The sequence below is a fragment of the uncultured Massilia sp. genome, from assembly GCF_913773735.1.
Lineage (GTDB): Bacteria > Pseudomonadota > Gammaproteobacteria > Burkholderiales > Burkholderiaceae_D > Telluria.
Genome location: NZ_CAJYEB010000002.1, coordinates 137,799 through 163,450, shown reverse-complemented (window position 1 = coordinate 163,450; position 25,652 = coordinate 137,799). Strand labels below are relative to the sequence as shown.

Annotated in this window: 27 protein-coding genes; 16 read left to right on the top strand and 11 right to left on the bottom strand. The window is 68.0% G+C overall.

The window, feature by feature from the left end; genetic code table 11:
* Nucleotides 1-13: 13 nt before the first annotated feature.
* The 3 genes from QZ749_RS01100 to QZ749_RS01090 are packed head-to-tail and all read right to left on the bottom strand — an operon-like array spanning nt 14 to nt 1,854.
* A complete protein-coding gene (locus QZ749_RS01100) occupies nt 14-610 on the bottom strand; it encodes a DUF2946 family protein (protein ID WP_296942353.1) in 597 nt (198 codons plus the stop codon).
* A gap of 4 nt (nt 611-614) precedes the next feature.
* Complete coding sequence (locus QZ749_RS01095; protein WP_296942351.1) at nt 615-1,649, bottom strand: YheT family hydrolase; 1,035 nt, start codon at nt 1,647-1,649, stop codon at nt 615-617.
* Between the two features lie 10 nt (nt 1,650-1,659).
* Nucleotides 1,660-1,854 carry a zinc-finger domain-containing protein gene (locus tag QZ749_RS01090; protein ID WP_296942349.1) on the bottom strand — a complete coding sequence of 65 codons (195 nt, stop codon included), beginning with the start codon at nt 1,852-1,854 and terminating at the stop codon, nt 1,660-1,662.
* A gap of 205 nt (nt 1,855-2,059) precedes the next feature.
* Here QZ749_RS01090 and QZ749_RS01085 point away from each other — a divergent pair, with 205 nt between their 5' ends.
* The 12 genes from QZ749_RS01085 to QZ749_RS01030 all read left to right on the top strand — a co-directional run bounded on the left by QZ749_RS01085 (nt 2,060) and on the right by QZ749_RS01030 (nt 15,014).
* Entirely contained in the window at nt 2,060-2,818 is a 759-nt protein-coding gene (locus QZ749_RS01085; protein ID WP_296942347.1) for an AzlC family ABC transporter permease, read from the top strand.
* Nucleotides 2,811-3,155 (top strand): AzlD domain-containing protein, encoded by a 345-nt coding sequence (locus tag QZ749_RS01080; protein ID WP_296942345.1) that lies wholly within the window; start codon nt 2,811-2,813, stop codon nt 3,153-3,155. Before QZ749_RS01085 ends, QZ749_RS01080 begins: the two co-directional genes overlap by 8 nt.
* Nucleotides 3,156-3,195: 40 nt before the next feature.
* The gene (locus tag QZ749_RS01075) at nt 3,196-4,401 is read left to right on the top strand and encodes a phosphoglycerate kinase (RefSeq protein ID WP_296942343.1); all 1,206 of its coding nucleotides are present in this window, start codon (nt 3,196-3,198) and stop codon (nt 4,399-4,401) included.
* Nucleotides 4,402-4,456: 55 nt separating this feature from the next.
* Nucleotides 4,457-5,917 (top strand): pyruvate kinase, encoded by a 1,461-nt coding sequence (gene pyk, locus QZ749_RS01070; RefSeq protein ID WP_296942341.1) that lies wholly within the window; start codon nt 4,457-4,459, stop codon nt 5,915-5,917.
* Between the two features lie 215 nt (nt 5,918-6,132).
* Nucleotides 6,133-7,197, top strand: a complete 1,065-nt coding sequence (gene fba, locus QZ749_RS01065; RefSeq protein ID WP_296942338.1) for a class II fructose-bisphosphate aldolase — start codon at nt 6,133-6,135, stop codon at nt 7,195-7,197.
* Nucleotides 7,198-7,418: 221 nt separating this feature from the next.
* Nucleotides 7,419-8,315, top strand: a complete 897-nt coding sequence (locus QZ749_RS01060) for a phosphoribosylaminoimidazolesuccinocarboxamide synthase (protein ID WP_296942336.1) — start codon at nt 7,419-7,421, stop codon at nt 8,313-8,315.
* A 4-nt stretch (nt 8,316-8,319) separates the two neighbouring features.
* The gene (purE, locus tag QZ749_RS01055; protein ID WP_296942334.1) at nt 8,320-8,826 is read left to right on the top strand and encodes a 5-(carboxyamino)imidazole ribonucleotide mutase; all 507 of its coding nucleotides are present in this window, start codon (nt 8,320-8,322) and stop codon (nt 8,824-8,826) included.
* Complete coding sequence (locus QZ749_RS01050) at nt 8,823-10,025, top strand: 5-(carboxyamino)imidazole ribonucleotide synthase (protein ID WP_296942332.1); 1,203 nt, start codon at nt 8,823-8,825, stop codon at nt 10,023-10,025. The genes purE and QZ749_RS01050 overlap by 4 nt, the downstream gene beginning before the upstream one ends.
* A 4-nt stretch (nt 10,026-10,029) precedes the next feature.
* Nucleotides 10,030-11,064 carry an L-threonylcarbamoyladenylate synthase gene (locus QZ749_RS01045; protein WP_296942330.1) on the top strand — a complete coding sequence of 345 codons (1,035 nt, stop codon included), beginning with the start codon at nt 10,030-10,032 and terminating at the stop codon, nt 11,062-11,064.
* A 160-nt stretch (nt 11,065-11,224) separates the two neighbouring features.
* Nucleotides 11,225-12,733 carry a S9 family peptidase gene (locus QZ749_RS01040; protein WP_296942328.1) on the top strand — a complete coding sequence of 503 codons (1,509 nt, stop codon included), beginning with the start codon at nt 11,225-11,227 and terminating at the stop codon, nt 12,731-12,733.
* Between the two features lie 189 nt (nt 12,734-12,922).
* The gene (locus QZ749_RS01035; RefSeq protein ID WP_296942326.1) at nt 12,923-14,275 is read left to right on the top strand and encodes an SGNH/GDSL hydrolase family protein; all 1,353 of its coding nucleotides are present in this window, start codon (nt 12,923-12,925) and stop codon (nt 14,273-14,275) included.
* Nucleotides 14,276-14,336: 61 nt separating this feature from the next.
* The gene (locus tag QZ749_RS01030; protein ID WP_296942324.1) at nt 14,337-15,014 is read left to right on the top strand and encodes an OmpW family protein; all 678 of its coding nucleotides are present in this window, start codon (nt 14,337-14,339) and stop codon (nt 15,012-15,014) included.
* 63 nt (nt 15,015-15,077) lie between these two features.
* On the opposite strand, the gene QZ749_RS01025 is transcribed toward QZ749_RS01030, so the two are convergent.
* Nucleotides 15,078-16,262 carry an acyl-CoA dehydrogenase gene (locus QZ749_RS01025; protein ID WP_296942322.1) on the bottom strand — a complete coding sequence of 395 codons (1,185 nt, stop codon included), beginning with the start codon at nt 16,260-16,262 and terminating at the stop codon, nt 15,078-15,080.
* Nucleotides 16,263-16,367: 105 nt separating this feature from the next.
* Entirely contained in the window at nt 16,368-16,877 is a 510-nt protein-coding gene (locus QZ749_RS01020; RefSeq protein ID WP_296942321.1) for a flavin reductase family protein, read from the bottom strand.
* A 107-nt stretch (nt 16,878-16,984) separates the two neighbouring features.
* Here QZ749_RS01020 and msrA point away from each other — a divergent pair, with 107 nt between their 5' ends.
* The gene (gene msrA, locus QZ749_RS01015) at nt 16,985-17,524 is read left to right on the top strand and encodes a peptide-methionine (S)-S-oxide reductase MsrA (RefSeq protein ID WP_296942319.1); all 540 of its coding nucleotides are present in this window, start codon (nt 16,985-16,987) and stop codon (nt 17,522-17,524) included.
* 123 nt (nt 17,525-17,647) lie between these two features.
* Here msrA and QZ749_RS01010 read toward each other — a convergent pair whose 3' ends face one another.
* Nucleotides 17,648-18,850: a cyclopropane-fatty-acyl-phospholipid synthase family protein gene (locus tag QZ749_RS01010; protein WP_296942317.1), complete on the bottom strand. Its 1,203-nt coding sequence runs from the start codon at nt 18,848-18,850 to the stop codon at nt 17,648-17,650.
* Between the two features lie 44 nt (nt 18,851-18,894).
* Nucleotides 18,895-20,112: a pyridoxamine 5'-phosphate oxidase gene (gene pdxH / locus QZ749_RS01005; protein ID WP_296942315.1), complete on the bottom strand. Its 1,218-nt coding sequence runs from the start codon at nt 20,110-20,112 to the stop codon at nt 18,895-18,897.
* 100 nt (nt 20,113-20,212) lie between these two features.
* Between pdxH and tcdA the strand changes: the two genes are divergently transcribed.
* Genes tcdA through cysK form a run of 3 tightly spaced genes read left to right on the top strand, consistent with a single transcriptional unit; the run spans nt 20,213 to nt 22,672 of the window.
* On the top strand, nt 20,213-21,148 hold the full coding sequence (gene tcdA / locus QZ749_RS01000; RefSeq protein ID WP_296942313.1) for a tRNA cyclic N6-threonylcarbamoyladenosine(37) synthase TcdA: 936 nt from the start codon (nt 20,213-20,215) through the stop codon (nt 21,146-21,148).
* A 34-nt stretch (nt 21,149-21,182) separates the two neighbouring features.
* Nucleotides 21,183-21,707 carry an FKBP-type peptidyl-prolyl cis-trans isomerase gene (locus QZ749_RS00995; protein WP_296942311.1) on the top strand — a complete coding sequence of 175 codons (525 nt, stop codon included), beginning with the start codon at nt 21,183-21,185 and terminating at the stop codon, nt 21,705-21,707.
* Nucleotides 21,708-21,739: 32 nt separating this feature from the next.
* Nucleotides 21,740-22,672: a cysteine synthase A gene (gene cysK, locus QZ749_RS00990; RefSeq protein WP_296942309.1), complete on the top strand. Its 933-nt coding sequence runs from the start codon at nt 21,740-21,742 to the stop codon at nt 22,670-22,672.
* Nucleotides 22,673-22,803: 131 nt separating this feature from the next.
* Here the strand turns inward: cysK and QZ749_RS00985 are convergent, their stop codons facing one another.
* From QZ749_RS00985 to QZ749_RS00970, 4 genes are all read right to left on the bottom strand, one after another.
* Complete coding sequence (locus QZ749_RS00985) at nt 22,804-23,793, bottom strand: cation diffusion facilitator family transporter (protein ID WP_296942308.1); 990 nt, start codon at nt 23,791-23,793, stop codon at nt 22,804-22,806.
* On the bottom strand, nt 23,790-24,104 hold the full coding sequence (locus QZ749_RS00980) for a helix-turn-helix transcriptional regulator (RefSeq protein WP_296942306.1): 315 nt from the start codon (nt 24,102-24,104) through the stop codon (nt 23,790-23,792). The genes QZ749_RS00985 and QZ749_RS00980 overlap by 4 nt, the downstream gene beginning before the upstream one ends.
* A gap of 112 nt (nt 24,105-24,216) precedes the next feature.
* Nucleotides 24,217-25,110 (bottom strand): metallophosphoesterase, encoded by an 894-nt coding sequence (locus QZ749_RS00975; protein ID WP_296942303.1) that lies wholly within the window; start codon nt 25,108-25,110, stop codon nt 24,217-24,219.
* Nucleotides 25,107-25,589 carry a CinA family protein gene (locus tag QZ749_RS00970; RefSeq protein ID WP_296942302.1) on the bottom strand — a complete coding sequence of 161 codons (483 nt, stop codon included), beginning with the start codon at nt 25,587-25,589 and terminating at the stop codon, nt 25,107-25,109. Before QZ749_RS00970 ends, QZ749_RS00975 begins: the two co-directional genes overlap by 4 nt.
* Nucleotides 25,590-25,652 lie beyond the last annotated feature (63 nt).

Genomic DNA, 25,652 nt, shown 5'->3' with positions numbered 1-25,652 from the left:
CTCGCATGAAATATTATTTCGGCGACTGTTGAGGCTGCTGCACGAACCCGAACCGGGCCGCCACCTCGTCCTGCTTCAGCCGTTCGACGTCCACGCGGCCGTCTCCCCAGCGCAGCGCCAGTGCTCCCGGCGCGCCGCCCAGCCACGCCATCAGCGCCTCGTCCGCGACCGGCCGGCCATCCAGTTCCAGCAGCTGCAGCAGTTGCGCCACGTCGCGGTCGTCGACCTGCGCGACCACGTCGCCCGCGCGCAGCACGATGGCGCCCGCGTCCGTCAGGAAGGCCTGCTCGGGCGGCTTGAGGGGCTGGCCCGTGTGCAGCGCCAGGCCGTGGGCCGGGTCGGTGCGCGCGATGAAGGGCGTGGCTTCCAGGTTCACGTAGACGCGCTGCGGGCCGTTCTGGAAATACCAGCAGCCGCGCTCGTCGTGCTGGTAGTTGCGCGCGATAAAGCCGACGAGGGCGGCATTCGTCAGCTTGTCGCCGGGGGCATGCGCGCGCTGCGCGGCCTCGTCGCGCATGCGCCAGGCGCCGCGCGCGTCCAGCGCCAGCCAGCCGTAGCAGTAGGGTACGTTCGGCCACTTGGCCATTGCCTGTCTTACGATATCGTCCATGGACTCAAGCTTGGCATACCTGGGCCGCCGCCGGCGCGCGGGTCGCAGCGGTGCCGGCGTGGCGGTCGAAGGCATGGAGGATGCGCCGGGCCAGCCAGTCGATGCAGCCAGGGAAGGAACCGGTGGCAAAGCCGACGTGGCCGCCTTCGTCCGGATATGCCAGCGTGACGGCGCGCGACGCCGCCTGTGGCGGGGGCAGGTACCGGCCGGGCAGGAACGGGTCGTTGCGGGCGTTCAGCACCAGCGTGTCCACCGTGATGTCGGCCAGGACGTGTTTCGCGCTGGCGCGGTGCCAGTAGTCGTCGGTGTCGCGGTAGCCGTGCAGCGGCGCGGTGACGACGTTGTCGAACGCGTACAGGTCGCGCGCCGCCAGCAGCGCGTCGCGGTCGAACAGGCCCGGATAGCGCGCCAGCCGGGCCAGCGCCTTGGGCTTGAGCGTGTCCAGGAACATGCGCGTGTAGACGCGGTTGAAGCCGCGCCCGAGTGCCGCGCCGCCGGCCGCCAGGTCGAGCGGGGCGGAGACGGCCACGGCCGCGTCGACGATCTCGGCGGCATGCTGCTGTTCGCCCAGCCAGCGCAGCAGGACGTTGCCGCCGAGCGATACGCCGGCCGCGTAGCACGGGCCCGCGAAGCGCGCGCGCAGCCGGCGCACGATCCAGTCGAGCTCCTCGGCGTCGCCGGAATGGTAGAAGCGCGGCGCCAGGTTCGGCTCGCCCGAGCAGCCGCGGAAGTGGGGGATGGCGCCATGCCAGCCGCGCGCCTGGACGGCGGCCATCAGGGTGCGCGCATAGTGGCTGTCGGAGGAACCCTCGAGGCCGTGGAACAGCAGCACGACGGGGCGGCCAGGCAGGCCGTCGACGAAATCGACGTCGATGAAATCCTGGCCGCAGGGCGTGTCCCAGCGTTCGCGCCGGTAGGCGACGCGCGGCTTGCGGGCGCAGGTCGCCGGCCAGATCGTCTGCAGGTGGCCGCCGGGCAGCCACCAGGGCGCCCGGTATCGTTCGAACGGGCTAGAGTGATGGCACGCCGTGCCGTTCAAGGGAGGCGGCTCAGTGGTGACCGGCCGCGACGCCGGGCGCCAGGCGGTACTGGGTGCCGCAGTACGGGCATTTCGCTTGGCCATCGTGATCGAAGTCCAGGAAGACGCGCGGGTGGGACGACCATAGCGGCATGGCCGGGTTCGGGCAATAGGCTGGCAGGTCCTTGGCTTGCAGTTCCACCACAGGGATGGTCTTCTCGTTCATTGACGGCTCCGTGAGCAAAAAATCGATAAGACCACGATTTTAACGGATTCAACCTACTTGCCGACATGGTTCGGTAGAATAGCGAGCCGATTACTGTCGAGTAGAGTTTCTTTTTGGAAATTTGCTCGAATTATCACTTCCGTTTCATGCCCGACCGCCCTCTGCCTGCCGTGCCGGACCATCGCTTGTGTTGCAGGAACGCGACATGAATTCGGCACACCCGGACGCGGGGCAACCCCTCGACCTCGCGGTGTTCGACCGCCACGATCCGCTTGCCTGGCGTGACGGATTCCACACCGGCCTGCCGACGCTGTTCGGCATCGGCGCCTGGGGCCTGGTCGTCGGCGTCGCCATGGTCAAGAGCGGCCTGACGATCTGGCAGGCGAGCGCGATGACGCTGCTGGTGTTCGCCGGCTCGGCCCAGCTGGCATCGCTGCCGCTGATCGCCGGCGGCGCCCCGGTCTGGGTGATCTTCGCGACGGCGCTCGTCGTCAACCTGCGCTTCGTGATCTTTTCCGTGCTGCTCGGTCCCCATTTCGCGCACCTGCCGTGGTTCCAGCGTTTTTACCTGGGCTATATCTCGGGCGACATCTCGATTGCGCTATACCTGCAGCGCTACCCCGATCCGGCGCCGGCGCCCGGCAAGCTGTCCTTCCTGAAGGGCCTGATGATCCCGAACTGGGTATCGTGGCAGATCGGCTCGCTGGCCGGCATCTTCCTGGGCAGTACCGTCCCCACCGACTGGCAGCTCGGCTTTGCCGGCACGCTGGCGATCCTGTGCGTGATGGTGCCGCTGGTGCTGAACAGCGCCGCGCTGTGCGGCGTGATCGTGTCGGGCCTCGTGGCCGTGCTGGCGCATGGCCTGCCGTACAAGCTGGGCCTGCTGGTGGCGGTGCTGGTGGGCATGGTGACGGCGATGGCCGTCGAGGAAAAGGTCCTGCGACGCAAGGTGCGCCATGGCTGACTGGCAGATCTGGATCGTCATCCTGGTGCTGTGCGTGGCCACGGCCTGCACCCGCAGCGCGTTCTGGCTGGTGGGCCACCGCGTCACCATCCCGCCGCGCGTGCAGGAAATGCTGCGCTACGCGCCGGCCTGCGCGCTGGCGGCGATCGTGGGGCCGGACCTGGTGCTCGGGCCCCAGGGCGGCATGGAGCTCAGCCTGGCGAACCCGAAGCTGCTGGCCGGCGCGGCCGCGCTGGGCTACTACCTGTGGCGGCGCAGCATGCTGCAGACGATCGTGTTCGGCATGCTCGTCTTCACACTGTTGCGGATCTCTCATGTTTTTGGCAACGTTAGCTAGAGTAGAATAGCGTTTTTTCCACACACTCCGACTGCTCCCAATGGCCGTTCTCAATTTCACCCGCTTGCAAGACTTGATCGACCAGGACGCGCTGAAAGGCAAGCGCGTCTTCATCCGCGCCGACCTGAACGTGCCGCAGGACGATGCCGGCAACATTACCGAAGACACGCGCGTGCGCGCTTCGGTTCCCGCGATCCGCGCGGCGCTTGATGCGGGTGCGGCCGTGATGGTCACGTCGCACCTGGGCCGCCCGACCGAAGGCGAGTTCAAGCCGGAAGACAGCCTGGCGCCGGTCGCCGAGCGCCTGTCCGAACTGCTGGGCCAGCCGGTCGAGCTCAAGCGGGACTGGGTCGACGGCGTGGACGTCGCGCCGGGCCAGGTCGTGCTGCTGGAAAACTGCCGCGTCAACAAGGGGGAAAAGAAGAACGACGACGCGCTGGCGCAGAAGATGGCCAGGCTGTGCGACATCTACGTCAACGACGCCTTCGGCACCGCGCACCGCGCCGAAGCGACCACGCACGGCATCGCGAAGTTCGCGCCCGTGGTCGCCGCCGGCCCGCTGCTGGCGGCCGAGCTGGACGCGCTGGGCAAGGCGCTGGGCGCGCCGCAGCGTCCGCTGCTGGCGATTGTCGCCGGCTCGAAAGTGTCGAGCAAGCTGACCATCCTGCAGAGCCTGGCCGACAAGGTCGACAACCTGATCGTCGGCGGCGGCATCGCCAACACCTTCATGAAGGCCGTCGGCCTGAACATCGGCAAGTCGCTGGTGGAGAACGACCTGGTCGGCGAAGCGAAGGCCATCATCGACAAGATGGCCGCGCGCGGCGCCACCGTGCCGATTCCCGTGGACGTCGTGTGCGCCAAGGAATTCGCGCCGACGGCCGCCGCCACCGTCAAGATGGTGGCGGACGTGGCCGACGACGACATGATCCTGGACATCGGCCCGCAGACCGCGGCCCAGCTCGCCGCGCAGGTGGAACAGGCCGGCACCATCGTCTGGAACGGCCCGGTCGGCGTGTTCGAATTCGACCAGTTTGCGGAAGGCACGAAGACGCTGGCCCAGGCCATCGCGCGTTCCAAGGGATTCTCGATCGCGGGTGGAGGAGACACCCTGGCTGCGATCGCCAAATACCAGATTGCCGACCAGATCGGCTATATCTCGACCGGCGGCGGCGCCTTCCTGGAGTTCCTCGAAGGGAAGACGCTGCCGGCGGTGGAGATCCTGCTGCAGCGCAGCGCTGCGAAATAACGATAACAGACACGGCGCAGCCTCCCGGCTGCGCTTTTCTTTCAAGGATAGATCCATGTCTCGTGGTACCAAGATCGTCGCCACCATCGGCCCCGCCTCCCAGGATTTCGACACGCTCGTGCGCATGATACGCGCCGGTGTCGACGTCGTGCGCCTGAATTTCTCGCATGGCAAGGCCCAGGACCATATCGACCGTGCCGCCCTGGTGCGCCGCGCCGCCGCCGAATGCGGCCGCGAAGTCGCCATCATGGCCGATATGCAGGGTCCGAAGATCCGCGTCGGCAAGTTCGAAGAAGGCAAGATCTTCCTGAACAATGGCGACCAGTTCATCCTGGATGCCAAGTGGGGCGACAACGGCGAGCTGGGTAACCAGGAACGCGTCGGCCTCGACTACAAGGCGCTGCCGCGCGACGTCAAGCCGGGCGACCGCCTGCTGCTGAACGACGGCCTGATCGTGCTGGTGGTCGACCGCGTCGTCGGCCACGAGATCTATACCGTCGTCAAGGTCGGCGGCGAGCTGTCGAACAACAAGGGCATCAACCGCCAGGGCGGCGGCCTGACGGCGCCGGCGCTGACCTCGAAGGACATGGAGGACATCAAGACCGCGGTCAGCTTCCAGTGCGACTACCTGGCGATCTCGTTCCCCAAGAACGCCACCGACATGGAAATGGCGCGCCAGCTGGCCAACATCGCGGGCGAGCCGTACGGCCACAAGCCGATGATGATCGCCAAGATCGAACGCGCCGAGGCGATTCCGGTGCTGCAGGAAATCCTCGACGCGTCCGACGGCATCATGGTCGCCCGCGGCGACCTGGCGGTGGAAGTGGGCAACGCGGCCGTGCCGGCGCTGCAGAAGCGCATGATCAGCATGGCGCGCCAGTCGAACAAGCTGGCGATCACCGCGACCCAGATGATGGAATCGATGATCGTCAACGCCGTGCCGACCCGCGCCGAAGTGTCGGACGTGGCCAACGCCGTGCTGGACGGCACCGACGCCGTGATGACCTCGGCCGAGACCGCCTCGGGCAAGTATCCGGTCGAAACCGTCGAGATGATGTCGGCGATCTGCGTGGAAGCCGAGCGTTCCGAGTACAACAAGCTCGAAGCCGACTTCCTGAACGTCCAGTTCACCCGCATCGACCAGTCGATCGCCTACGGCACGCTGTTCACCGCGCACCACCTGCGCGTGAAGGCGATCGTGGCGCTGACCGAGTCGGGCTCGACCGCCCTGTGGATGAGCCGCCACTCGATCGATACCCCGATCTACGCGCTGACCCCGTCGCAGACGACGCAGCGCAAGGCCTCGCTGTACCGTAACGTGCAGGCGTTCCACCTGCTGCAGGAAGGCGGCAGCCACGCCGTGCTGCGCAAGGCCGAGGAACTGCTGATGCGCGAAGGCGTCGTACGCAAGGGCGACCTGATCGTCGTGACCTGGGGTTCCCCGATGGGCCAGGCCGGCGGCACCAATGCACTCAAGATCGTTCGCGTGGGCGATCTGGATCAAACGGGAGCGTAACAAACCGTCGCGTGTACCGCGTGCATCCCGGCCGGACGTGCCGGGATGCGAGCGCAGCAGGTTTGGAAGGCTCCTCTACAAGCAACACCATTTGCAAGGAGCGTAGGGTGGGCATGTGAGGCCGGGGGCCTCAACTGAGAGGTGCCCACCCTACGGCAATGCAATGTGGTGTGGTTTTGTTCGTACCGGTTTCTTTATTGTATGGAGCTACAACCATGGCACTCGTATCAATGCGTCAACTGCTGGACCACGCCGCTGAATTCGGCTACGGCCTGCCGGCATTCAACGTCAATAACCTGGAGCAGGTGCAGGCCATCATGGCCGCCGCCGACGCCACCGGCAGCCCGGTCATCATGCAGGCCTCGGCCGGCGCCCGCAAGTACGCCGGCGAAGCCTTCCTGCGCCACCTGATCGACGCCGCCGTCGAAGCCTACCCGCACATCCCGGTCGTCATGCACCAGGACCACGGCCAGTCGCCCGCCGTCTGCATGGCCGCCATCCGTTCCGGCTTCACCTCGGTGATGATGGACGGTTCGCTGGAAGCGGACGGCAAGTCGGTCGCCTCGTACGAGTACAACGTCGAGGTGTCGAAGGAAGTCGTCAAGTTCGCGCACGCGATCGGCGTCACCGTCGAGGCCGAACTGGGCGTGCTCGGTTCGCTGGAAACCATGAAGGGCGACAAGGAAGACGGCCACGGCGCGGACCGCACCATGACCCGCGAAGAGCTGCTGACCGACGTGGCGCAGGCCGCCGACTTCGTGGCGAAGACCCAGTGCGACGCGCTGGCCATCGCCATCGGCACCTCGCACGGCGCCTATAAATTCACGCGCAAGCCGACCGGCGACATCCTGGCCATCGACCGCATCAAGGAAATCCACGCGCGCATCCCCAACACCCACCTGGTGATGCACGGTTCCTCGTCGGTGCCGCAGGAACTGCTGGCCATCATCCGCGAATTCGGCGGCGACATGAAGGAAACCTATGGCGTGCCGGTCGAGGAAATCCAGGAAGGCATCAAGCATGGCGTGCGCAAGATCAACATCGACACCGACATCCGCCTGGCGATGACGGCCGCGATCCGCAAGTACCTGTTCGAGAACCCGTCCAAGTTCGACCCGCGCGACTACCTGAAGCCGGCGCGCGAGGCGGCGATGGAAGTCTGCAAGGCGCGCTACCTGGCGTTCGGCTGCGAAGGCATGGCGGCGAAGATCAAGCCGGTCCCGCTGGACAAGATGGCCGAGCGCTACAAGAAGGGCGAGCTGGCGCAGATCGTCCAATAAGCCCGGCCACGTACCAGAAAACCGTCGTCCCCGCGCAGGCGGGGATCCAATTTTCGCCTTTGTACCGCGAACTTGGGTCCCCGCCTGCGCGGGGACGACGTTTTTAGTGAAAGAATTAGAGAAGAATTCGCGTAAAATACCGCTTTGGCGCAGGCTCCAAGGCCTGAATCCTCATACCGGCGGCCATTCCGCCGGTTTCGCTTTATCAAGACACCCCCTCTATGAAAAGCCTCTACCAGTCCACTATCTCCTCCCTGCCGCTGCTGGGCCACGGCAAGGTCCGCGACAACTATGCCGTCGGCGACGACAAGATCCTGATCGTCACCACCGACCGCCTCTCGGCCTTCGACGTCGTGATGAACGAGCCGATCCCCGGCAAGGGCATGGTGCTCAACCAGATGAGCGATTTCTGGTTCGAGAAGCTCGGCCACATCGTGCCGAACCACCTGACCGGCGTGGCGCCGGAATCCGTGGTGGCGCCGGAGGAAGTGGAGCAGGTGAGGGGCCGCGCCGTCGTCGCCAAGCGCCTCAAGCCGATCCTGGTCGAGGCCGTGGTGCGCGGCTACATCATCGGTTCGGGCTGGAAGGATTACCAGGCCACCGGCGCCATCTGCGGCATCGAACTGCCGGCCGGCCTGCGCCAGGCCGACAAGCTGCCGGAACCGCTGTTCACCCCGGCCGCCAAGGCCGACCTGGGCGAGCACGACGAGAACATCAGCTTCGCCGACATGGAACAGCGCATCGGCAGCGAACTGGCGAACCGGATCCGCACGATCAGCATCCAGCTGTACACGGCCGCCGCCGACTACGCGTCCACCCGCGGCATCATCATCGCCGACACCAAGTTCGAGTTCGGCCTGGACGAGAACGGCGTGCTGCACCTGATGGACGAAGTGCTGACCGCCGATTCCTCGCGCTTCTGGCCGGCCGACTCGTACGCCCCGGACATGTCGCCGCCGTCGTTCGACAAGCAGTTCGTGCGCGACTACCTGGAAACCCTGAAGGACTGGAACAAGGCCCCGCCGGCGCCGGCGCTGCCGGCCGACGTGATCGACAAGACCCAGGCCAAGTACTTCGAGGCGATCGAACGCCTGACCGGCGAAAAGCTGAAGGTGTAAGGCGATGACGGAGCAGAACAAGCCGCTGGTCGGCGTGATCATGGGTTCCAGCTCGGACTGGGACGTGATGCAGCATGCCTGCGCGATGCTGGAGCAATTCGGCGTGCCCTTCGAGGCGCAGGTCATTTCCGCGCACCGCATGCCGGACGAGATGTTCGCGTATGCGGAATCCGCGCGCCGCCGCGGCCTGCGCGCGATCATCGCGGGCGCCGGCGGCGCCGCCCACCTGCCGGGCATGGTGGCCGCCAAGACCGTCGTGCCGGTGCTGGGCGTGCCGGTGCCGTCGAAGTATCTGCGCGGCGAAGACTCGCTGCTGTCGATCGTGCAGATGCCCAAGGGCGTGCCGGTGTCGACCTTCGCCATCGGCGAGGCCGGCGCCGCGAACGCCGCGCTGACGGCGATCGCCATCATCGCCACCGTCGACGATGCGCTGGCCGGCAAGCTGGAAACCTTCCGCGCCAAGCAGACCGAGGCGGCCCGCGCCATGGTCCTGCCGGTGAACGCCCGATGAGCGACGCCAGCCTGACTCCGGGCCCGGCCCTGCCGGCGGCCGGCCAGCCGGCCTGGCTGGGCGTGATGGGCGGCGGCCAGCTCGGCCGCATGTTCGCCCACGCGGCGCAAGCCATGGGCTACCGCGTGGCCGTGCTGGAACCGTCCGCCGACTGCCCCGCGGGCCAGGTGGCCGAGCGCCTCATCGAGGCCGGCTACGAGGACGCGGCGGGCCTGGACGCGCTGGGCGCGCAATGCGTGGCCGTGACCACCGAATTCGAGAACGTGCCGGCGGCCAGCCTGTCGCGCCTGGCCGAACGCGTGTTCGTGGCCCCGAGCGCCCATGGCGTGTCGGTGGCCCAGGACCGCATCGCCGAGAAGCGCTTCTTCGTCGCCTGCGCGGAACGATCCGGCGTGCTGCCGGCGCCGCACAAGGTGATCGCGAGCGAGGCCGATATCGACGCCATCGGCGACGAGCTGCTGCCCGGCATCCTGAAGACGGTGCGCATGGGCTACGACGGCAAGGGCCAGGTGCGCGTGCGCACCCGCGACGACGTGCGCGCTGCCTTCGCCTCGATGGGCCAGGTGGCCTGCCTGCTCGAGAAGATGCTGCCGCTGGCCTACGAAGTGTCGGTGCTGACGGCGCGCGGCGCGGACGGCGAGTCGGTCGTCTACCCGATCGCCGAGAACGTGCACCGCGACGGCATCCTGTTCACCACCACCGTGCCGGGGCCGAACGTGTCGGCCGAGCGCGCGGTGCGCGCCCAGGAAGCGGCGCGCGCCATCGTCGCCGAACTCGGCTACGTCGGCGTGCTGTGCATCGAATTCTTCGTGCTGGAAGACGGCTCGCTCGTCGTCAACGAGATGGCCCCGCGTCCGCACAACAGCGGCCACTACACGATCGACGCCTGCGTCACCAGCCAGTTCGCCCAGCAGGTGCGGGCGATGGCGCGGTTGCCGCTGGGCGATTGTCGCCAGCATTCGCCGGCCATCATGCTCAACATCCTCGGCGACGTCTGGTTCGAGGGAGAGGGCAGCAACGTGCGCGAGCCGGCCTGGGACCAGGTGCTGGCGCTGCCCGGGGCCAACCTGCACCTGTACGGCAAGACCGACCCGCGCCGCGGCCGCAAGATGGGCCACGTGACCTTCGTCGCGCCCACACTGGCGCAGGCCCGGGCCAGCTTCGAGGCCGCCTGCGTGATCCTCGGGATCGAGGCTTGAGGCGATGACGTACGCACCGGAAGCGAGCCAGGCCGACATCGAGCGGGCCGCGCGCGCGCTCGAGGACGGCCTGCTGGTGGCGCTGCCCACCGAGACCGTCTACGGCCTGGGCGCCGACGCCGAGAACCCGGCCGCCATCGCGGCGATCTACGCCGCCAAGGGCCGCCCCCAGGACCACCCGGTGATCGTGCACGTCGCGCCGGGCGCCGACCTGGACTACTGGACCTGCGACATCCCGCCGGAGGCGCGGCGCCTGGCCGAGGCCTTCTGGCCCGGTCCGCTGACGATGATCCTCAAGCGCGCGCCGCACATCCCGGACGCCGTCTCGGGCGGCCAGGACACGGTCGGCATCCGCTGCCCGTCGCATCCGGTCGCCGTGCGCCTGCTGCAGGCGTTCAAGGGCGGCAGGGGCGGCGTGGCGGCGCCGTCGGCCAACAAGTTCGGCCACGTCAGCCCGACCACGGCCGCCCACGTGCGCGCCGAGTTCGGCGACGATGCGCGCATCGCCGCCGTGCTGGAAGGCGGGCAGAGCGAGGTCGGCATCGAGTCGACCATCGTCGACCTGTCGCGCCTGGCCACCCATGGCCCGGTGCTGCTGCGTCCCGGCCATATTTCTCCGGAGCAGATCGCCGCCGTGATCGGCCGCCTGCCGGGCCGGCCGGACGCCGCCGCGCCGCGCGCGTCCGGCACGCTGGAATCGCATTACGCGCCGCGCACGCCGGTGGCGCTGCTGGACGGCATCGCGCTGGCCCATGCCGTGCAGCGCCTGCACGCGTCCGGCCGCCGCGTCGCCGTGATCCACCAGCGCGCCATCCCGGCCGTGCACGCGGCCGTGCAATTGCCGCTGGACCCCGCCGGCTATGCGCACGCGCTGTACGCGGCGCTGCGCGCGATGGACGAGCCGGGCGCCGACGTGATCCTGGTCGAGGCGCCGCCGCAGGAAGACGCCTGGCTGGGCGTCAACGACCGCCTGCGCCGCGCCGCGCATGGCTCGGCCGGCGTCATCGACCGTCTCGCCGGCGCCACGCTCGGCGCCTGAGCGGCGAATAAATCCACCAAGAAACTTCCCAAAAGATCATGCGCGGTGCATCCTTGACGGATGCGCCGTGCGGTCTCCGCGCGCGCCTTCCGTCAATACGTCGCCATGCAAGAGCGGCCCCGACGTTCCGCTACGTCCCCGTTCGATCGAAGGAAAACCAATGCGTCCGTTCTTTACCCTGGGCTCCGCACTCGGCCTGGGCCTGCTGCTGTCCGCCTGCGGCGGCGGCACCACCGCCGGCGGCACCCCGGCCGGCGTCACCGCGCCCGCACCCGTGCAGGCGCCGCTGCGCGGCAGCCTGGTCGGCTCCGCCGCGGCCGTCGCCGTCACGGCCGGCGGCGCCAGCGTCACCACGCTGACGCCGTCCGTGCTGGCCGGCTTCCTGGAATCTGCCCAGAAGGGCACCACGCTGGTCGCCGGCGAGCCGCAGTGCGCGGTGTCGGTCTACCGCGTGCGCTACAACACCGTGGGCGGCGCCGGCGAGGCCACCGACGCCAGCGCGGCGATCTTCGTGCCCTCGGGCAGCGCCGCGTCCTGCACCAATTCGCGCCCGGTGCTGCTGTACGCGCACGGCACCTCGCTGCAGAAGTCCTACGACATGGCCGACATCGCGGGCAATACCGAGGCGCGCCTGGCCGCCGCCGTGTTCGCGGCCCAGGGCTTCATCGTCGTCGCGCCCAACTATGCCGGCTATGCCGGTTCGTCGCTGGGCTACCACGCCTACCTCGACCGCGTCGCCCAGGCGGCCGACATGCTCGACGGCCTGCGCGCCGCGCGCGCGTCCTTCGCCGCGATCGGCGCGAAGGATTCGGGCAAGCTGATGGTGGCCGGCTATTCGCAGGGCGGCTACGTCGCCCTGGCCGCCCAGCGCGCCATGCAGGAAGCGGGCAGCGAATTCCCGCTGACGGCCGCCGCCGGCCTGTCCGGGCCGTACGCGCTCGCGCGCTTCGGCGACGAGTTGTTCGGCGGCGCGCCGCGCAACGGCGCCACCGTCATCGTGCCGATGATCGTCAATGCCGGCCAGCATGCCAGCGCCGCGCTGTACCGCACGCCCGCCGACGTCTACGAGGCGCAGTACGCGGCCACCATCGCCGACCTGGTGCCGGGCACGCTGGGTAGCGGCGAGCTGGTCAGCCAGGGCAAGCTGCCGGCGACGGCGCTGTTCGCGTTCGACTCGCTGCCGCAGGCGGCCGGCTATACCGATTACTTCGGCGCGAACAACCTGATCCGCAGCGACTACCGCGCGGCCTACCTGGCCGACATGGCGGCGCACCCGTGCGACCAGGATGCGACCTCGCCGCTGGCTTGTGCGCCGGCGCAGCCGCTGCGCAAATGGCTGGTGCGCAACGACCTGCGCAGCTACCAGCCGGCGGCGCCGACGCTGCTGTGCGCCGGCCACGACGACCCGGTCGTTCCCTATTTCAATACGCGCGCGGCGGCCACGTACTTCCGTGCCCGCGGCGCCAACGTCACCGAGCTGGACATCGACGATACGCCCGGCCTGAGCGACCCGTACCGTACCGCCAAGGCCGGTTTCGTGACGGCGCGCACGGTGCTGCGCGCGGCCTCCGGCGATGCCGCGGTGGCCACGAATTACCACGCCGGCCTGGTGGCGCCGTTCTGCATGGCGGCGGCGCGAGATTATTTCCAAAAAGTATTATCGCGCTGATGTAACAACACCATGCCCGTGGTTATAATCCGCAGCTGTCAGGCTCATCCGGTTGACATTTCGTGTTGCATTTCATGCACGCGCGGAAAGCTTTTCGCTATACAAGCGAATTGAACACTGGCATATTAATGACACACGAATAGCACGAGCGTTCGTTTCACAAGAACAAATTTCAAATTAGGAGACACAATGCGTAAGACCACTTTCGCGCTCGCGCTGGTGACCGCGGCCGTCCTCGCCGCATGCGGCGGCAACGGCCCGCGCGGCGGCGACCAGGCCCCGGCTTTCAAGTTCAGCGGCCAGGTATCGTTCGGCGACAGCCTGTCCGACGTCGGCAGCTACAACGTCGGCGCCGTCAAGGCGCTGGGCGGCGGCAAGTTCACGATCAACGGCGACAACACCGCCGCGAACCCCGAACTGACCGGCAAGAACTGGACCGAATACGTGGCTGCGCAGCTGGGCCTGGCGGCGCCGTGCGCGGCCCAGACCGGCCTGGAAGGCCAGGGCGACTTCGCCGTCGCGGTGACCTTCAACGCCAACTGCTTCAACTACGCCCAGGGCGGCGCCCGCGTGACCAATCCGGTCGGCCCGAACAACAAGCTGCTCAACCCGACGTTGGGCCTGACCACCGTCCCGGTCGTGACCCAGATCGCCAACCACCTGGCCAAGGCCGGCGGCAAGTTCAGCGGCAACGAACTGGTCACCGTGATGGCCGGCGGTAACGACATCCTGTTCCTGCTGGGCGACCTGTCGGCCAAGGCCACGGCCGCCGGCACCGCCGCCGGCAGCAAGGCGTTCGCCACCTCGCTGGTGGGCCAGCTGGCGGCCGGCGCCGCCAATCCGGCCACCGCGGCCCAGACCATCGGCCTGGCCGTCCAGACCGAAGCGGCGCGCAGCGGCAGCACCCCGCAGACCATCGTCCAGGCCGGCGTCGTCGCCGCCGTCCAGGCCGGCTTCACGGGTGCACCGGCCCAGGCCGCGACCATCGCCGCCAAGGCCCAGACCGACGCCAACGCCGCCGGCGCCAAGGCCGGCGCCGACTACGCCAGCGCAAACGCCGCCGGCGTCGTGCAGGCGATGACGGTGGCCGGTACCGAGCTGGCCAACCTGGTCAAGACCCAGATCGTCGCCAAGGGCGCCAACTACGTGCTGGTGAACAACCTGCCGGACGTTGCCTCGACCCCGTCGGGCAAGTCGCAGAGCGAATCGATCCAGACCCTGATCAAGACCGCCGTCGACGCCTTCAACGCCCAGCTGAAGGCCGGCGTGGCGAGCGAAGCCAAGGTGCTGTACGTCGACCTGTGGTCGGTCAGCCACGACCAGGTCATCAATCCGGGCCCGTACGGCCTGACCAATACCTCGACCCCGGCCTGCGGCGCCAACAAGCTGGGCACGTCCTCGCTGGTCTGCAACAAGACCAACACGATCGCCGGCGACGTCAGCCACTACATGTTCGCCGACGACGTCCACCCGACGCCGTTCGAGAACGCGCTGGTCGCGCGCTACGTGCTGCTGCAGATGAGCGGCAAGGGCTGGCTGTAATCCCATTCACGACGGGCCCGTCCGCGCGGACGGGCCGATCCAATAACAATCAGGAGATACCATGAAATTCAGTTCCAACGTCGTGAAGTTGCTGGTTGCCGCGGGTGCGCTGGCGGCGGCGGGCGGCGCGGCGGCGCAGTCGAAGGGCCAGTGGACCGTGGCGGTCGGCGCCACCCAGATCCGGCCGGACGTCACCAGCGGCGCGATCTCGGCGCCGGCGCTGCCGAACTCCTTCGGCGACGTCGAGAAGGACACCCAGCCGATGGCCACCATCACGTACAGCCTGACCGACAATATCTCGGTCGAGACCGCGATCGGCACGCCGTACAAGCACAAGATCTACGGCGCCGGCGCGATCGCGGCGGGCGGCCAGCTGGGCACGGTCGAGGCGCTGCCGGCGATCGCCCTGCTGCAATACCGCTTCTTCGATCCGAATGCGCGTTTCCGTCCCTACGTCGGCCTGGGCGTGACCTATGCGATCTTCCAGAAGGAAACCGGCTCGTTCAAGATGACCGCGCTGACCAATCCGGGCGGCCCGGCGACCACCTTCAGCATCGACAACAAGTGGACCGTGTCCGGCCAGCTCGGCGCAAGCTTCGCCGTCACCGAGAAATGGTCGCTCAACGCCGCCTACATCAAGACCAAGCTGCGTACCGACGTGCATTTCTCGACCGGCCAGAACCAGCACATGAAGCTGGATCCGGATTCGTACATCCTGACGGTCGGCTACCGCTTCTGAGGCGGCAGGCAGGCGAAAAAAAACCCGCTCTCGCAGCGGGTTTTTTTTATTGGAGGACAGCGTTCAGAACGCCGCGATGCCCGTCTGCGCGCGCCCCAGGATCAGCGCGTGGATATCGTGCGTGCCTTCGTAGGTATTGACCACTTCCAGGTTCACCATGTGGCGGATGATGCCGAACTCGTCCGAGATGCCATTACCGCCCAGCATGTCGCGGGCGACCCGGGCGATGTCCAGCGCCTTGCCGCAGGAATTGCGCTTCATGATCGAGGTGATCTCGACGGCGGCCGTGCCTTCGTCCTTCATGCGGCCCAGGCGCAGGCAGCCCTGCAGGCCCAGCGTGATCTCGGTCTGCATGTCGGCCAGCTTTTTCTGCACGAGCTGGTTGGCGGCCAGCGGCTTGCCGAACTGCTGGCGGTCGAGCACGTACTGGCGCGCCGTGTGCCAGCAATCCTCGGCCGCGCCCAGCGCGCCCCAGGCGATGCCGTAGCGGGCCGAGTTCAGGCAGGTGAACGGGCCCTTCAGGCCGCGCACTTCCGGGAAGGCGTTTTCTTCCGGCACGAACACCTCGTCCATGACGATCTCGCCGGTGATCGAGGCGCGCAGGCCGAACTTGCCGTGGATGGCCGGGGCCGACAGCCCCTTCCAGCCCTTTTCCAGCACGAAGCCGCGGATCGCGCCCTCGTCGTCCTTGGCCCAGACCACGAACACGTCGGCGACCGGGGAATTCGTGATCCACATCTTGGCGCCGGTGAGGCGGTAGCCGCCGTCGACCTTGCGCGCGCGCGTGACCATCGAGGCCGGGTCGGAGCCGTGGTTCGGCTCGGTCAGGCCGAAGCAGCCGATCCATTCGCCGGTGGCCAGCTTCGGCAGGTATTTCTGCTTCGTTTCCTCGTTGCCGAACTCGAAGATCGGCACCATCACGAGCGAGGACTGCACGCTCATCATCGAGCGGTAGCCGGAGTCGACGCGCTCGACCTCGCGCGCGATGACGCCGTAGGCCACGTAGTTCAGGCCGGGACCGCCGTACTGCTCGGGGATGGTCGGACCCAGCAGGCCCAGTTCGCCCATCTCGCGGAAGATCGCGGTATCCATCGTTTCGTGGCGGAAGGCGTCGAGGATACGCGGCTGCAATTTGTCCTGGCAGTAGGCGGCGGCGGCGTCGCGCACCATGCGCTCGTCTTCAGTCAATTGCTCGTTGAGCAGCAGCGGATCGTCCCAGTGGAACTGGGCTTTGGCGGAACGGGTCATGGGAGTCCTGTCTCAGAAGAATTCTTGTCCGAGCCATTATAGGAATCCCGTCCTGGCGCATCTTTTCAAACTGCGACAGGCATTTTCATTTTTAAACGTGCAAGATCAGCGCGCCGTCGTCGTGCCGAAGCGGCCGCCGTGGAACAGCAGGGCGGCCTGCGGATCGGCCGCGCAGTCCTCGACCTCGCCGACGAAGATCACGTGGTCGCCCTCCGGATAGCGGCTGCGGTTGTGGCATTCGAACCAGGCCGCGGCGCCCTCGAGGATGGGCTGGCCGGTGCGCGACAGCGTGTAGCCGGTGCCGGCGAACGGATCCTCGCCGCGCCGCGAAAAGCGCCGCGCCAGGTCTTCCTGGCCGGCCGACAGCACGTTGATCACGTAGTGCGAATTGCCGCTGAAGATGGGCAGGCTGTTGGCGGCATTGGACAGGCTCCACAGGACCAGCGGCGGTTCCAGCGAGACCGAGTTGAAGGAACTGGCGGTCAGGCCGCGGAAGCTGCCGTCGGCCAGGCGCGTCGTGATCACGGTGACCCCGGTCGCGAATTGCGACAGGGCCTGGCGGAAATGCGCGGAATCGAAACCGCGCTCGGCGGCGCGGGGGGAGCTGGTGTTCATCCGCGCATTATGCCACCAATGCGACGCCATTCCGGCACAGTCTGCACGCGCGCGTGCTTTGCGTTAGAGTGGAAGCGTCAACGACAACCCATGGACAAGGAGCTGCGATGAGCGAACCATCCGCAACCGAAGTGGCGATCCTGGGCGGCGGCTGCTTCTGGTGCATCGAGGCCGTGTACCTCGAGGCGCGCGGGATCCGCCGCGTCGAATCGGGCTACATGGGCGGCGATACCGTCAGCCCGACCTACGAACAGGTGTGTTCCGGCACCACCGGCCATGCCGAGGTGGTGCGCCTGGAATTCGACCCGGCCGTGATCGGCTACCGCGACCTCCTGGAAATCTTCTTCACGATCCACGACCCGACCACGCCGAACCGCCAGGGCAACGACGTCGGCACGCAATACCGCTCGGTGATCTTCACGACGTCGCCGGAGCAGGACGCGACGGCGCGCCAGGTGATGGCGGAAATGGCGGCCGTGTGGGACGCGCCGATCGTCACCCAGGTACGGCCGGCCGCGCAGTGGTACAAGGCCGAGGAGTACCACCAGAATTACTTTGCCCAGCATCCGCTGCAGGGTTACTGCGCCTTCGTGGTGGCGCCCAAGGTGGCCAAGTTCCGCAAGACGTTCGCCGAACGCGTGAAATGACCAGGCATCCCACCGGGTAGGGTGGACGGCTCCGCCGTCCACGCGTCCAACCAGTTTCCGATCGGCCGTGCGGCCTGCCCATGATGATTGAACGCGTGGACGGGGGACCCGTCCACCCTACGATCAGTGGTACATGTATTTGCGCGACCACGGCATCTGCGCCGGATCCTGCCCCGCCTTGCCGCCGACGATCTGGTACAGGCTGATCCAGTCGTGCGCGAAGGCATAGGCGCAGCCGGCCAGGTAGACGTGCCAGATGCGGAAGGTCTTGGGGTCGGCCGTCTGGCGGATGCGCTCGGCGTTGCGCTCGAAGTTCTCGGTCCAGAGCGCGCAGGTGCGGGCGTAGTGGCGGCGCAGGTTTTCCACGTCGCGCACTTCCAGGCCGCCTTCCTGCATCGCGCGGATCACCGTCGACAGGTGCGCCAGCTCGCCCTGCGGGAACACGTACTTGTCGATGAAGTCGCCGCCGCCGTAGGGGCTGTTGCGCTGGTCGACGTCGCTGGTGGTGATGCCGTGGTTCATGACCACGCCGCCCGGGGCCAGCAATTTGTCGATGCGGCCGAAGTATTCCGCCAGGTGCTGCACGCCCACGTGCTCGAACATGCCGACGCTGGTGATGCGCTCGAACTCGCCCTTGACGTCGCGGTAGTCCTGCAGGCGGATCTCGATGCGGTCCTGCAGTCCGGCGCGCGCCACCCGCTCGCGCGCCAGCGCGTACTGGCGCTCGGACAGCGTCACGCCGGTGCAGCGCGCGCCGAAGCGCTGCGCCGCGCGGATGACCAGCGCGCCCCAGCCGCAGCCGATGTCGAGCAGGCGCTGGCCCGGCTGCACGCCGATCTTGGTCAGGATGTGGTCGATCTTCTTGATCTGGGCCGTGGCCAGGTCCTCGTCGCCGTTCTCGAAGTAGGCGCAGGAATACACCATGGCCGGATCGAGGAAGTTGCCGTAGAACTCGTTGGAGACGTCGTAGTGGTAGCGGATCGCCTGCGCGTCCTTTTCGCGCGTGTGCGGGGAGAACAGGCTCAGTACGCGGCTGGTGCGCGCCGGCTTGCCGCTGGTGCCGGCCAGCGCGCTGCCGATCTGGATCATGTCGGCGGCGCGCCCCTCGATCTCGAGGTTGCCTTCGACATAGGCCTCGCCCAGGCTGCCGAGCGAGGGCGAGAACAGGTAGCGCAGGCCGCCCGGGCTGGGCACGCGGATCTTGACGCGCGGCTGGTCCGCGGACAGGTCGACGTGGTCGCCGTTCCACAGTTCCACGCGCAGCGGCAGGTCGAGTTTGTTACGGATGCCTGCGGTCCAGGCGGAAAGCTTCATATGGTCGAACACGCGTATTCCTCCGGCTGATCCTGGCCGGAGGCTGCTGCATCCGGTCAGGGTTGCAAACGTTGCCGCGTCCAGCTGCCGTCCTCCTGCCGCACGTAGACGATGCGGTCGTGGAAGCGTGAACGCCGCCCTTGCCAGAACTCGATCCGTTCCGGCACCAGGCGATAGCCGCCCCAGTGCGATGGCCGGGCCGGGTTCTCGCCGTACTGTCGCGCCACGTCCTCGTAGTTGTGTTCGAGGGCTGCGCGGCTGGCGATCGGCTCGCTTTGCGCGGACGCGATCGCCGACAGTCGGCTCTTCAGGGGCCGGCTGTTGAAATACTTGTCGCTTTCCTCGGCGGTGGTGCGTTCGACCCTGCCTTCGATCCGCACCTGCCGTTCAAGTTCGCTCCAAAAGAATAGCAGAGCCGCAAAAGGTTTGCTGGCGAGCTGCTTTCCCTTCTGGCTGTCGTAGTTGGTGTACCAGGTGATGCCGCGCGCGTCGAACTGCTTGACCAGCACGATGCGCGAGCTGGGACGGCCCTCGTCGTCGACGGTCGCCAGGCTCATCGCGTTCGGTTCGTTGACCTCGGCCTTCAGCGCTTCCTCGAACCAGCGCGTGAACTGGTCGATCGGGTCGGCGGCCACGTCGCCCTCGTCCAGGCTGGCCTGGCCGTAGTCGGTGCGCAGGTCGGCCACCCGTTCGCCGATGGCGGGTGCGGACGGCGCGCAGGCGGACGGCGTGGCGGCGTCCATGCCGATGCCGCGGCGGCGGCGCATCGCCGCGCCCAGCGTCGCCATCCGGCCGGCGTCGAACAGGCGCAGCGCCATCGGCGCGATCGTGCCTTCCTCGCGTTCCATGTGGTCCTGGTAGCGCTGGATGAAGTCGCGCACGGTGTGCGGCGCCAGGTACGTGCCGCTGCCGTCGGCGATCGCGCTCAATTGTTCGTGCAGGTCCTGCCACATCGCGTCCATGTCCTTGTGGTCCTGCAGGATCGACGGCGCCAGCGCCTGCAGCGTCGCCGCGTCCTCGCCCTGCGCGGTGGCGCGCAGCATCGGCAGCAGGTCCTGTTCCTCGTCGTCGTGGTGCAGGTGCGCCGCCTTGTCGAAGTACTTGCGCACCGCCGCCGCCGCCTGGCGCGCCTGCTCGTCGGCCCCGTGGCCGGGCAGGTGGGCCAGCAGCTTGTCGAGGGTGTCCAGCTGCTTGCGGATGCGTCCGTGGCAATGCTTGAGGACGGCGATCGGCTGGTCGAAATCGGGGGCGGTGTCGTGGAGTGGCTGGTTCATGGTTCGCTGTTGTGGATGCGCAAAGGACGAAGAAACTTTGATTAGCTGAAAGTTATTTTAGAGCAAGGGGAATGCCGGCGTCCGCTAAAATATCGGGATCATGACCATCGCTCCCACTTCCCTCCCAGTCCCGGCGGACGTCGCCGGTCCCGATGACGTTGCCGATGACGTTGCCGATGAGATCGACTTCGACCGCCGCTTCGGCGGCATCGCCCGCCTCTACGGCGAGCGTGCGCTGGAACGTTTTCGCGCGGCGCACGTTTGCGTGGTCGGCGTCGGCGGCGTCGGTTCCTGGATCGTCGAAGCGCTGGCGCGCAGCGCGGTCGGCCGCCTGACCCTGATCGACCTGGACAACGTGGCCGAATCGAACATCAACCGCCAGATCCAGGCGCTGTCGACGACCGTCGGCATGCCGAAGATCGAGGCCCTGAAGCAGCGCATCGCGCTGATCAACCCGTACTGCGAGGTGGAGCTGGTCGAGGACTTCGTCGACCCGGACAACATCCCGCAGCTGATCGGCGCGCAGCGCTTCGACTACGTGGTGGACGCGATCGACAGCGTCAAGGCCAAGGCGGCGCTGATCGCCTGGTGCAGCCGGCACGCGCTGCCGCTGGTCGTCATCGGCGGCGCCGGCGGCCAGACGGATCCGACGAAGATCGAGGTGCGCGACCTGGCCCGCACCGAGCAGGAACCGCTGCTCAAGAAGGTGCGCAAGATCCTGCGCGCGCACTACGGCTTCGCCAAGGGCGAGAAGAACAAGTACCACATCGACGCCGTGTTCTCGATGGAGCCGCTGCGCTATCCGGACGCGGGGGATGCCTGCGCGCTCGATGCGAACAGCATCACCGGCCTGAATTGCGCCGGCTTCGGTTCGAGCATGGTCGTCACCGCGACCTTCGGCATGGTGGCCGCGGGCCATCTCCTGCGCCGGCTGGCCGACGCCGCCCAGGCCGCGCCGCAGCCGCAGCGGGCCCCGGCGGCGACGGCCACCGCGGCATCGCGCGCTGGGCAACTGGAAGAGGCCTTGCTATCATAGGATCGGTTTTCTACTGATTGATGAAAGAGGTTCCATGATTCGTCGTATCGCCCTCGCAAGCCTGCTGCTGGCGGCCGCCGCCGCCCACGCCCAGGAATCCGCCCAGACGCCGGCGCCGGCCCAGGCCGATCCGGCCGCCGCCACCGCCACGGCGGCCACGCCGTCGAATCCGGCCAATCCGGTCGGCCAGGCCCCGGCGTCGGACGAGCCGCAGATCCAGGTCGTCGACCACGTGGTCGGCAAGGGCGCCGAAGCCCAGGTCGGCAATACCGTCGTCGTCAACTACACCGGCTGGCTGTTCAAGCCGCTGGCCCTGAAGCAGCACGGCAAGAAGTTCGACTCGTCGCTGGACGCCGGCCGCGAACCGCTCGAGTTCCGCCTCGGCGCGCGCCAGGTCATCAAGGGCTGGGACCAGGGCGTGGTCGGCATGAAGGTGGGCGGCAAGCGCACCCTGATCATCCCGAGCGCGCTGGCCTACGGCAAGCGCGGCGCCCCGGGCGGCATGATCCCGCCGGACGCCGACCTGATCTTCGACGTGGAACTGCTGAAGGTGAAGTAAGTCCAACCACTACCGCCCCGGGGAGAAGTCGAATGCGTATCGCGAATGACGTGACGGAATTGATCGGCAACACTCCCCTGGTGCGGATCCGCCGCCTGGCCCAGGGGGCGGGCGCGGACATCCTCGCCAAGCTCGAATACCACAACCCGGCCCACAGCGTGAAGGACCGGATCGGCCTGGCCATGATCGAGGCGGCCGAACGCGCCGGCAAGATCGGCCCGGACACCATCGTCGTCGAACCCACCAGCGGCAATACCGGCATCGCGCTGGCGATGGTCTGCGCGGCGCGCGGCTACCGCTGCCGCCTGGTGATGCCGGAAACCATGAGCAACGAGCGGCGCATGCTGCTGCGCGCCTATGGCGCCGAACTGGTGCTCACGCCCGGTCCCGAGGGCATGCTGGGCGCGATCCGCCGCGCCGAGGAGATCGTCGCCGCCGATCCGCGCTGCTTCATGCCGCAGCAATTCAACAATCCCGCCAACCCCGAGGTCCACCGCCGCACGACGGCCGAGGAAATCTGGCGCGATACCGACGGCAAGGTCGACATCCTGGTGGCCGGCGTCGGCACCGGCGGCACCATCACCGGCGTGGCCGGGGTCATCCGCGAGCGCAAGCCGGGCTTCCAGGCGATCGCCGTGGAACCGGAGGCGTCGCCCATGCTGTCGAAGGGCACCAAGGGCCCGCACCCGATCCAGGGCATCGGCGCCGGCTTCGTGCCGGGCGTGCTGGATACCCATGCCTACAATGAAGTGATCGCCGTGAAGAACGACGACGCGTTCGAGACGGCGCGCGCCGCCGCGCGCGAGGAAGGCCTGCTGGTCGGTATCTCGTCGGGCGCGGCGCTGTGGGCGGCGCTGCAGGTGGCGCGCCGGCCCGAGAACGCGGGCAAGCTCATCGTCACCATCATTCCCTCGTTCGGCGAGCGTTACCTCAGCACGGCGCTGTACGCCAACCTGGCCGGCTGACCGCTTGCGTCATGGTGCGCTCGGGGAGCGCACCCTACGTAGGGGTCAGAGCCCGGTGTTGATTTTCCAAGGGCTCTGACCCCGGTCTTGAACGCAGCCGTAGGGTGCGCACCCCGTGCGCACCATGCACGTCAATGCGCGTGCGCGTGGCCATGGTGATGGCCGTGATCATGATCGTGATCGTGCTCGTGCTCGTCATGCGCCTCCTGCAGGCAGCAGCTCGCGTGCCTCGTCGTTCCCTGTTCCACCTGCAGCGTGCAATGGTGGATGGCGAAATCCTTGCGCAGGTGCGTCACGACGGCGTCGATGGCCGCGTCGCCCGGATACCCGTCCGGGATCACCAGGTGGGCGGTGAGGGCGGTCTCGGTCGTGCTCATCGCCCAGATGTGCACGTCGTGGACCTCGGTCACGCCCGGCTGGGCGGCCAGGAAACCGGTGACGGCCGTCGCGTCGACGCCGGTCGGCACGCCCGCCAGCGCCATCTGCGTCGATTCCTTCATCAGCGACCAGGTGCCGGCGACGATGATCACGACGATGACCAGGCTCACGGCCGGATCGAGCCAGGCCCAGCCCGTGTACATCACTACCAGGCCCGACACCACCACGCCCAGCGACAGCGCGGCGTCGGCCGCCATGTGCTGGTAGGCGCCGCGCACGTTCAGGTCGGACTTGCTGCCGGCCATGAACAGCCAGGCCGAGAAGCCGTTGATGAGCACGCCGATCGCGGCGACGATCGACACCGTGGTGCCGGCCACCGGTTCCGGATGGGCGAAGCGCTGCACCGCTTCCCAGGCGATGGCGCCGCACGCCACCATCAGCAGCAGCGCATTGCCCAGCGCCGCCAGGATCGAGCTGCCGCGCAGGCCGTAGGTGAAGCGCCGCGTGGGCGCGCTTTTCGCCAGCAGGGCCGCGCCCCAGGCCAGCACCAGGCCGAGCACGTCGGACAGGTTGTGGCCGGCGTCGGCCATCAGCGCCGTCGAGTTGGCGATGAAGCCGTAGATGAATTCGACGGCGACGAAGACCGTGTTCAGGCCGATGGCCAGCACGAAGGCGCGGCCGGCGTCGGCCGGCGCCGGGTGGTGGTGGCCATGGTCGTGGCCGTGATGGTGGTGTTGGCTCATGCATCCAGTCCTGTGGTGGGTTCGGCGATGTGTTCGAACATGTTCGCGAGCAGGCCGCTGATGTGGGCGTCGGCGGCGGCATAGAACACCTGCTTGCCGTGGCGCTCGGCCTTGACGATGCGCGCGGCGCGCAGCAGGCGCAGGTGGTGGCTGACCAGCGAGCTGGACAGTTCCAGCGCGGCGGCGATGTCGCCCACGGCGGTCGGCTGCGCCAGGCAGGCCAGCACGATGCGCAGGCGCGTCGGGTCGCCCAGCAGGTGGAACAGGTCGGCGAGCTCGTCGACGGCGTTATCGATGTCGTGGGGAATCATTTGCTCAACATGTGAAGAACTGTTCACATGTTAGTCGCAAATGGACGATGGAGGCAAGTGCATTGTGGACACGCTGTGCCCACCAACCGCATGCGTATTCCCGGCGCAGCCGTCAATGACAGGTTGCGCTACCCCGATCGACCTCCGGCACTCCCAGTTCCGTCACCCTGGCCGACTCGACGAATTCCCACGCGTACGCCCCGTCCAGCAAGCGCAGCCGCAACACCCCGTAGCGGCTGGCATCGCGGTACGCGCTGTTGGCGACCGGCCACAGGAAGGGCGTCGGATAGGCGCCGCCGGTGCCCACCACGAACTGGCGCAGGCCGCGCGCCGGGTCGGGACGGCCATCGGCGTCCTGCGGGGCGAAGCGTTCGTAGTCGTGGTCGTGGCCGGACAGCACCAGTTCGGCGCCCGCGTCCTGCAGGATGCGCCAGGCGTCGCGCATCTTCGGGACGCTGCCGTGGCCGCCCGAGCTGAACACGGGATGGTGCCAGAACGCCAGCGTGCAGCGCGCCGGATGGGCGGCGAGGTCGGCGCGCAGCCAGTCCAGCTGCTGCGCGTGCGCGGCCGGGGCCAGGTTGCTGTCGAGGGACACCACGTGCCAGCCGCCCAGGTCCATGCTGTACCAGCCGCGTCCGGCGCGCGCGCCGAAATAGGCGAAGTAAGGCGCCGCCCCGGGCGTGTAGTACTCGTGGTTGCCCGGGGCCGGCCAGGTGCGGTCCTTGAAGCGGCCCCAGGTCGGGTCGTAGCAGTCGCGGAATTCGCCGGCCGCGCCGACTGGGTAGGTGAGGTCGCCCAGCGCCAGCACGACCGCGCCGGGGTCGCGCGCCAGGCCATCGGCCACCGTCGCCGCGGTGGCCGCCGCGCTCGACCAGGCGGGGTCGCGGTAGGTGCAGCGCGCGATGTCGCCGGCGGCGTAGACGGTGACCCCCGCCGCGGGCGCGGCCGCGGCGGCCGGCGTGGCTGCCCACGCCGCCAGCACCGCGGCGTACAGCAGCCCCCTCACTCGATGAAGCGCAGCAGCCCGGACAGCGCGTGCGCGATGGTCTGCGTACGCACTTCGTGGCGGTCGCCCTTGAACACGAGGCGTTCGGTGTAGGTGGTGTCGCCCTTGGACCAGCCGAAGCAGACGGTGCCCACCGGCTTGCCCGGCACGGCGCCGGTCGGCCCCGCGATGCCCGTCGTGGAAATGGCGACATGGGCATTGCTGTTGGCGACCGCGCCCTCGGCCATCGCGGCCGCCACTTCCTCGCTGACGGCGCCGAATTGCGCGATCACGGCGGCCGGCACGTCCAGCATCTCGGTCTTGGCGGCGTTCGAATAGGTCACGAAGCCGCAGTCGAACCAGTCGCCCGAGCCCGGGATCTCGGTGATGGCGTAGGAGACGCCGCCGCCGGTACAGGATTCCGCGGTGGCCATCAGCCAGCCCTTGGCCTCGAGGGCCTTGCCGACGCGGGTGGCAATGTCAAGAATATCGTTCGTCACGTGTGTCTCCTCTGTCTTCTGTGCTCGGATGCGGGCCGGCGCGCAAACCGGCGGCGGGGGCGG

Bases quoted from the DNA above. Each gene is read 5' to 3' on its own strand.
- fba (WP_296942338.1), top strand. From the start codon at position 6,133: ATGGCACTCGTATCAATGCGTCAACTGCTGGACCACGCCGCTGAATTC.
- QZ749_RS01085 (WP_296942347.1), top strand. From the start codon at position 2,060: ATGAATTCGGCACACCCGGACGCGGGGCAACCCCTCGACCTCGCGGTG.
- QZ749_RS00985 (WP_296942308.1), bottom strand. From the start codon at position 23,793: ATGAGCCAACACCACCATCACGGCCACGACCATGGCCACCACCACCCG.
- QZ749_RS01075 (WP_296942343.1), top strand. From the start codon at position 3,196: ATGGCCGTTCTCAATTTCACCCGCTTGCAAGACTTGATCGACCAGGAC.
- msrA (WP_296942319.1), top strand. From the start codon at position 16,985: ATGAGCGAACCATCCGCAACCGAAGTGGCGATCCTGGGCGGCGGCTGC.
- pyk (WP_296942341.1), top strand. From the start codon at position 4,457: ATGTCTCGTGGTACCAAGATCGTCGCCACCATCGGCCCCGCCTCCCAG.
- QZ749_RS01020 (WP_296942321.1), bottom strand. From the start codon at position 16,877: ATGAACACCAGCTCCCCCCGCGCCGCCGAGCGCGGTTTCGATTCCGCG.
- QZ749_RS01045 (WP_296942330.1), top strand. From the start codon at position 10,030: ATGACGTACGCACCGGAAGCGAGCCAGGCCGACATCGAGCGGGCCGCG.
- cysK (WP_296942309.1), top strand. From the start codon at position 21,740: ATGCGTATCGCGAATGACGTGACGGAATTGATCGGCAACACTCCCCTG.
- QZ749_RS01060 (WP_296942336.1), top strand. From the start codon at position 7,419: ATGAAAAGCCTCTACCAGTCCACTATCTCCTCCCTGCCGCTGCTGGGC.
- QZ749_RS01100 (WP_296942353.1), bottom strand. From the start codon at position 610: ATGGACGATATCGTAAGACAGGCAATGGCCAAGTGGCCGAACGTACCC.
- QZ749_RS01050 (WP_296942332.1), top strand. From the start codon at position 8,823: ATGAGCGACGCCAGCCTGACTCCGGGCCCGGCCCTGCCGGCGGCCGGC.
- QZ749_RS01080 (WP_296942345.1), top strand. From the start codon at position 2,811: ATGGCTGACTGGCAGATCTGGATCGTCATCCTGGTGCTGTGCGTGGCC.
- purE (WP_296942334.1), top strand. From the start codon at position 8,320: ATGACGGAGCAGAACAAGCCGCTGGTCGGCGTGATCATGGGTTCCAGC.
- QZ749_RS01025 (WP_296942322.1), bottom strand. From the start codon at position 16,262: ATGACCCGTTCCGCCAAAGCCCAGTTCCACTGGGACGATCCGCTGCTG.
- pdxH (WP_296942315.1), bottom strand. From the start codon at position 20,112: ATGAACCAGCCACTCCACGACACCGCCCCCGATTTCGACCAGCCGATC.
- QZ749_RS01040 (WP_296942328.1), top strand. From the start codon at position 11,225: ATGCGTCCGTTCTTTACCCTGGGCTCCGCACTCGGCCTGGGCCTGCTG.
- QZ749_RS00995 (WP_296942311.1), top strand. From the start codon at position 21,183: ATGATTCGTCGTATCGCCCTCGCAAGCCTGCTGCTGGCGGCCGCCGCC.
- QZ749_RS01035 (WP_296942326.1), top strand. From the start codon at position 12,923: ATGCGTAAGACCACTTTCGCGCTCGCGCTGGTGACCGCGGCCGTCCTC.
- QZ749_RS01030 (WP_296942324.1), top strand. From the start codon at position 14,337: ATGAAATTCAGTTCCAACGTCGTGAAGTTGCTGGTTGCCGCGGGTGCG.
- tcdA (WP_296942313.1), top strand. From the start codon at position 20,213: ATGACCATCGCTCCCACTTCCCTCCCAGTCCCGGCGGACGTCGCCGGT.
- QZ749_RS00980 (WP_296942306.1), bottom strand. From the start codon at position 24,104: ATGATTCCCCACGACATCGATAACGCCGTCGACGAGCTCGCCGACCTG.
- QZ749_RS01090 (WP_296942349.1), bottom strand. From the start codon at position 1,854: ATGAACGAGAAGACCATCCCTGTGGTGGAACTGCAAGCCAAGGACCTG.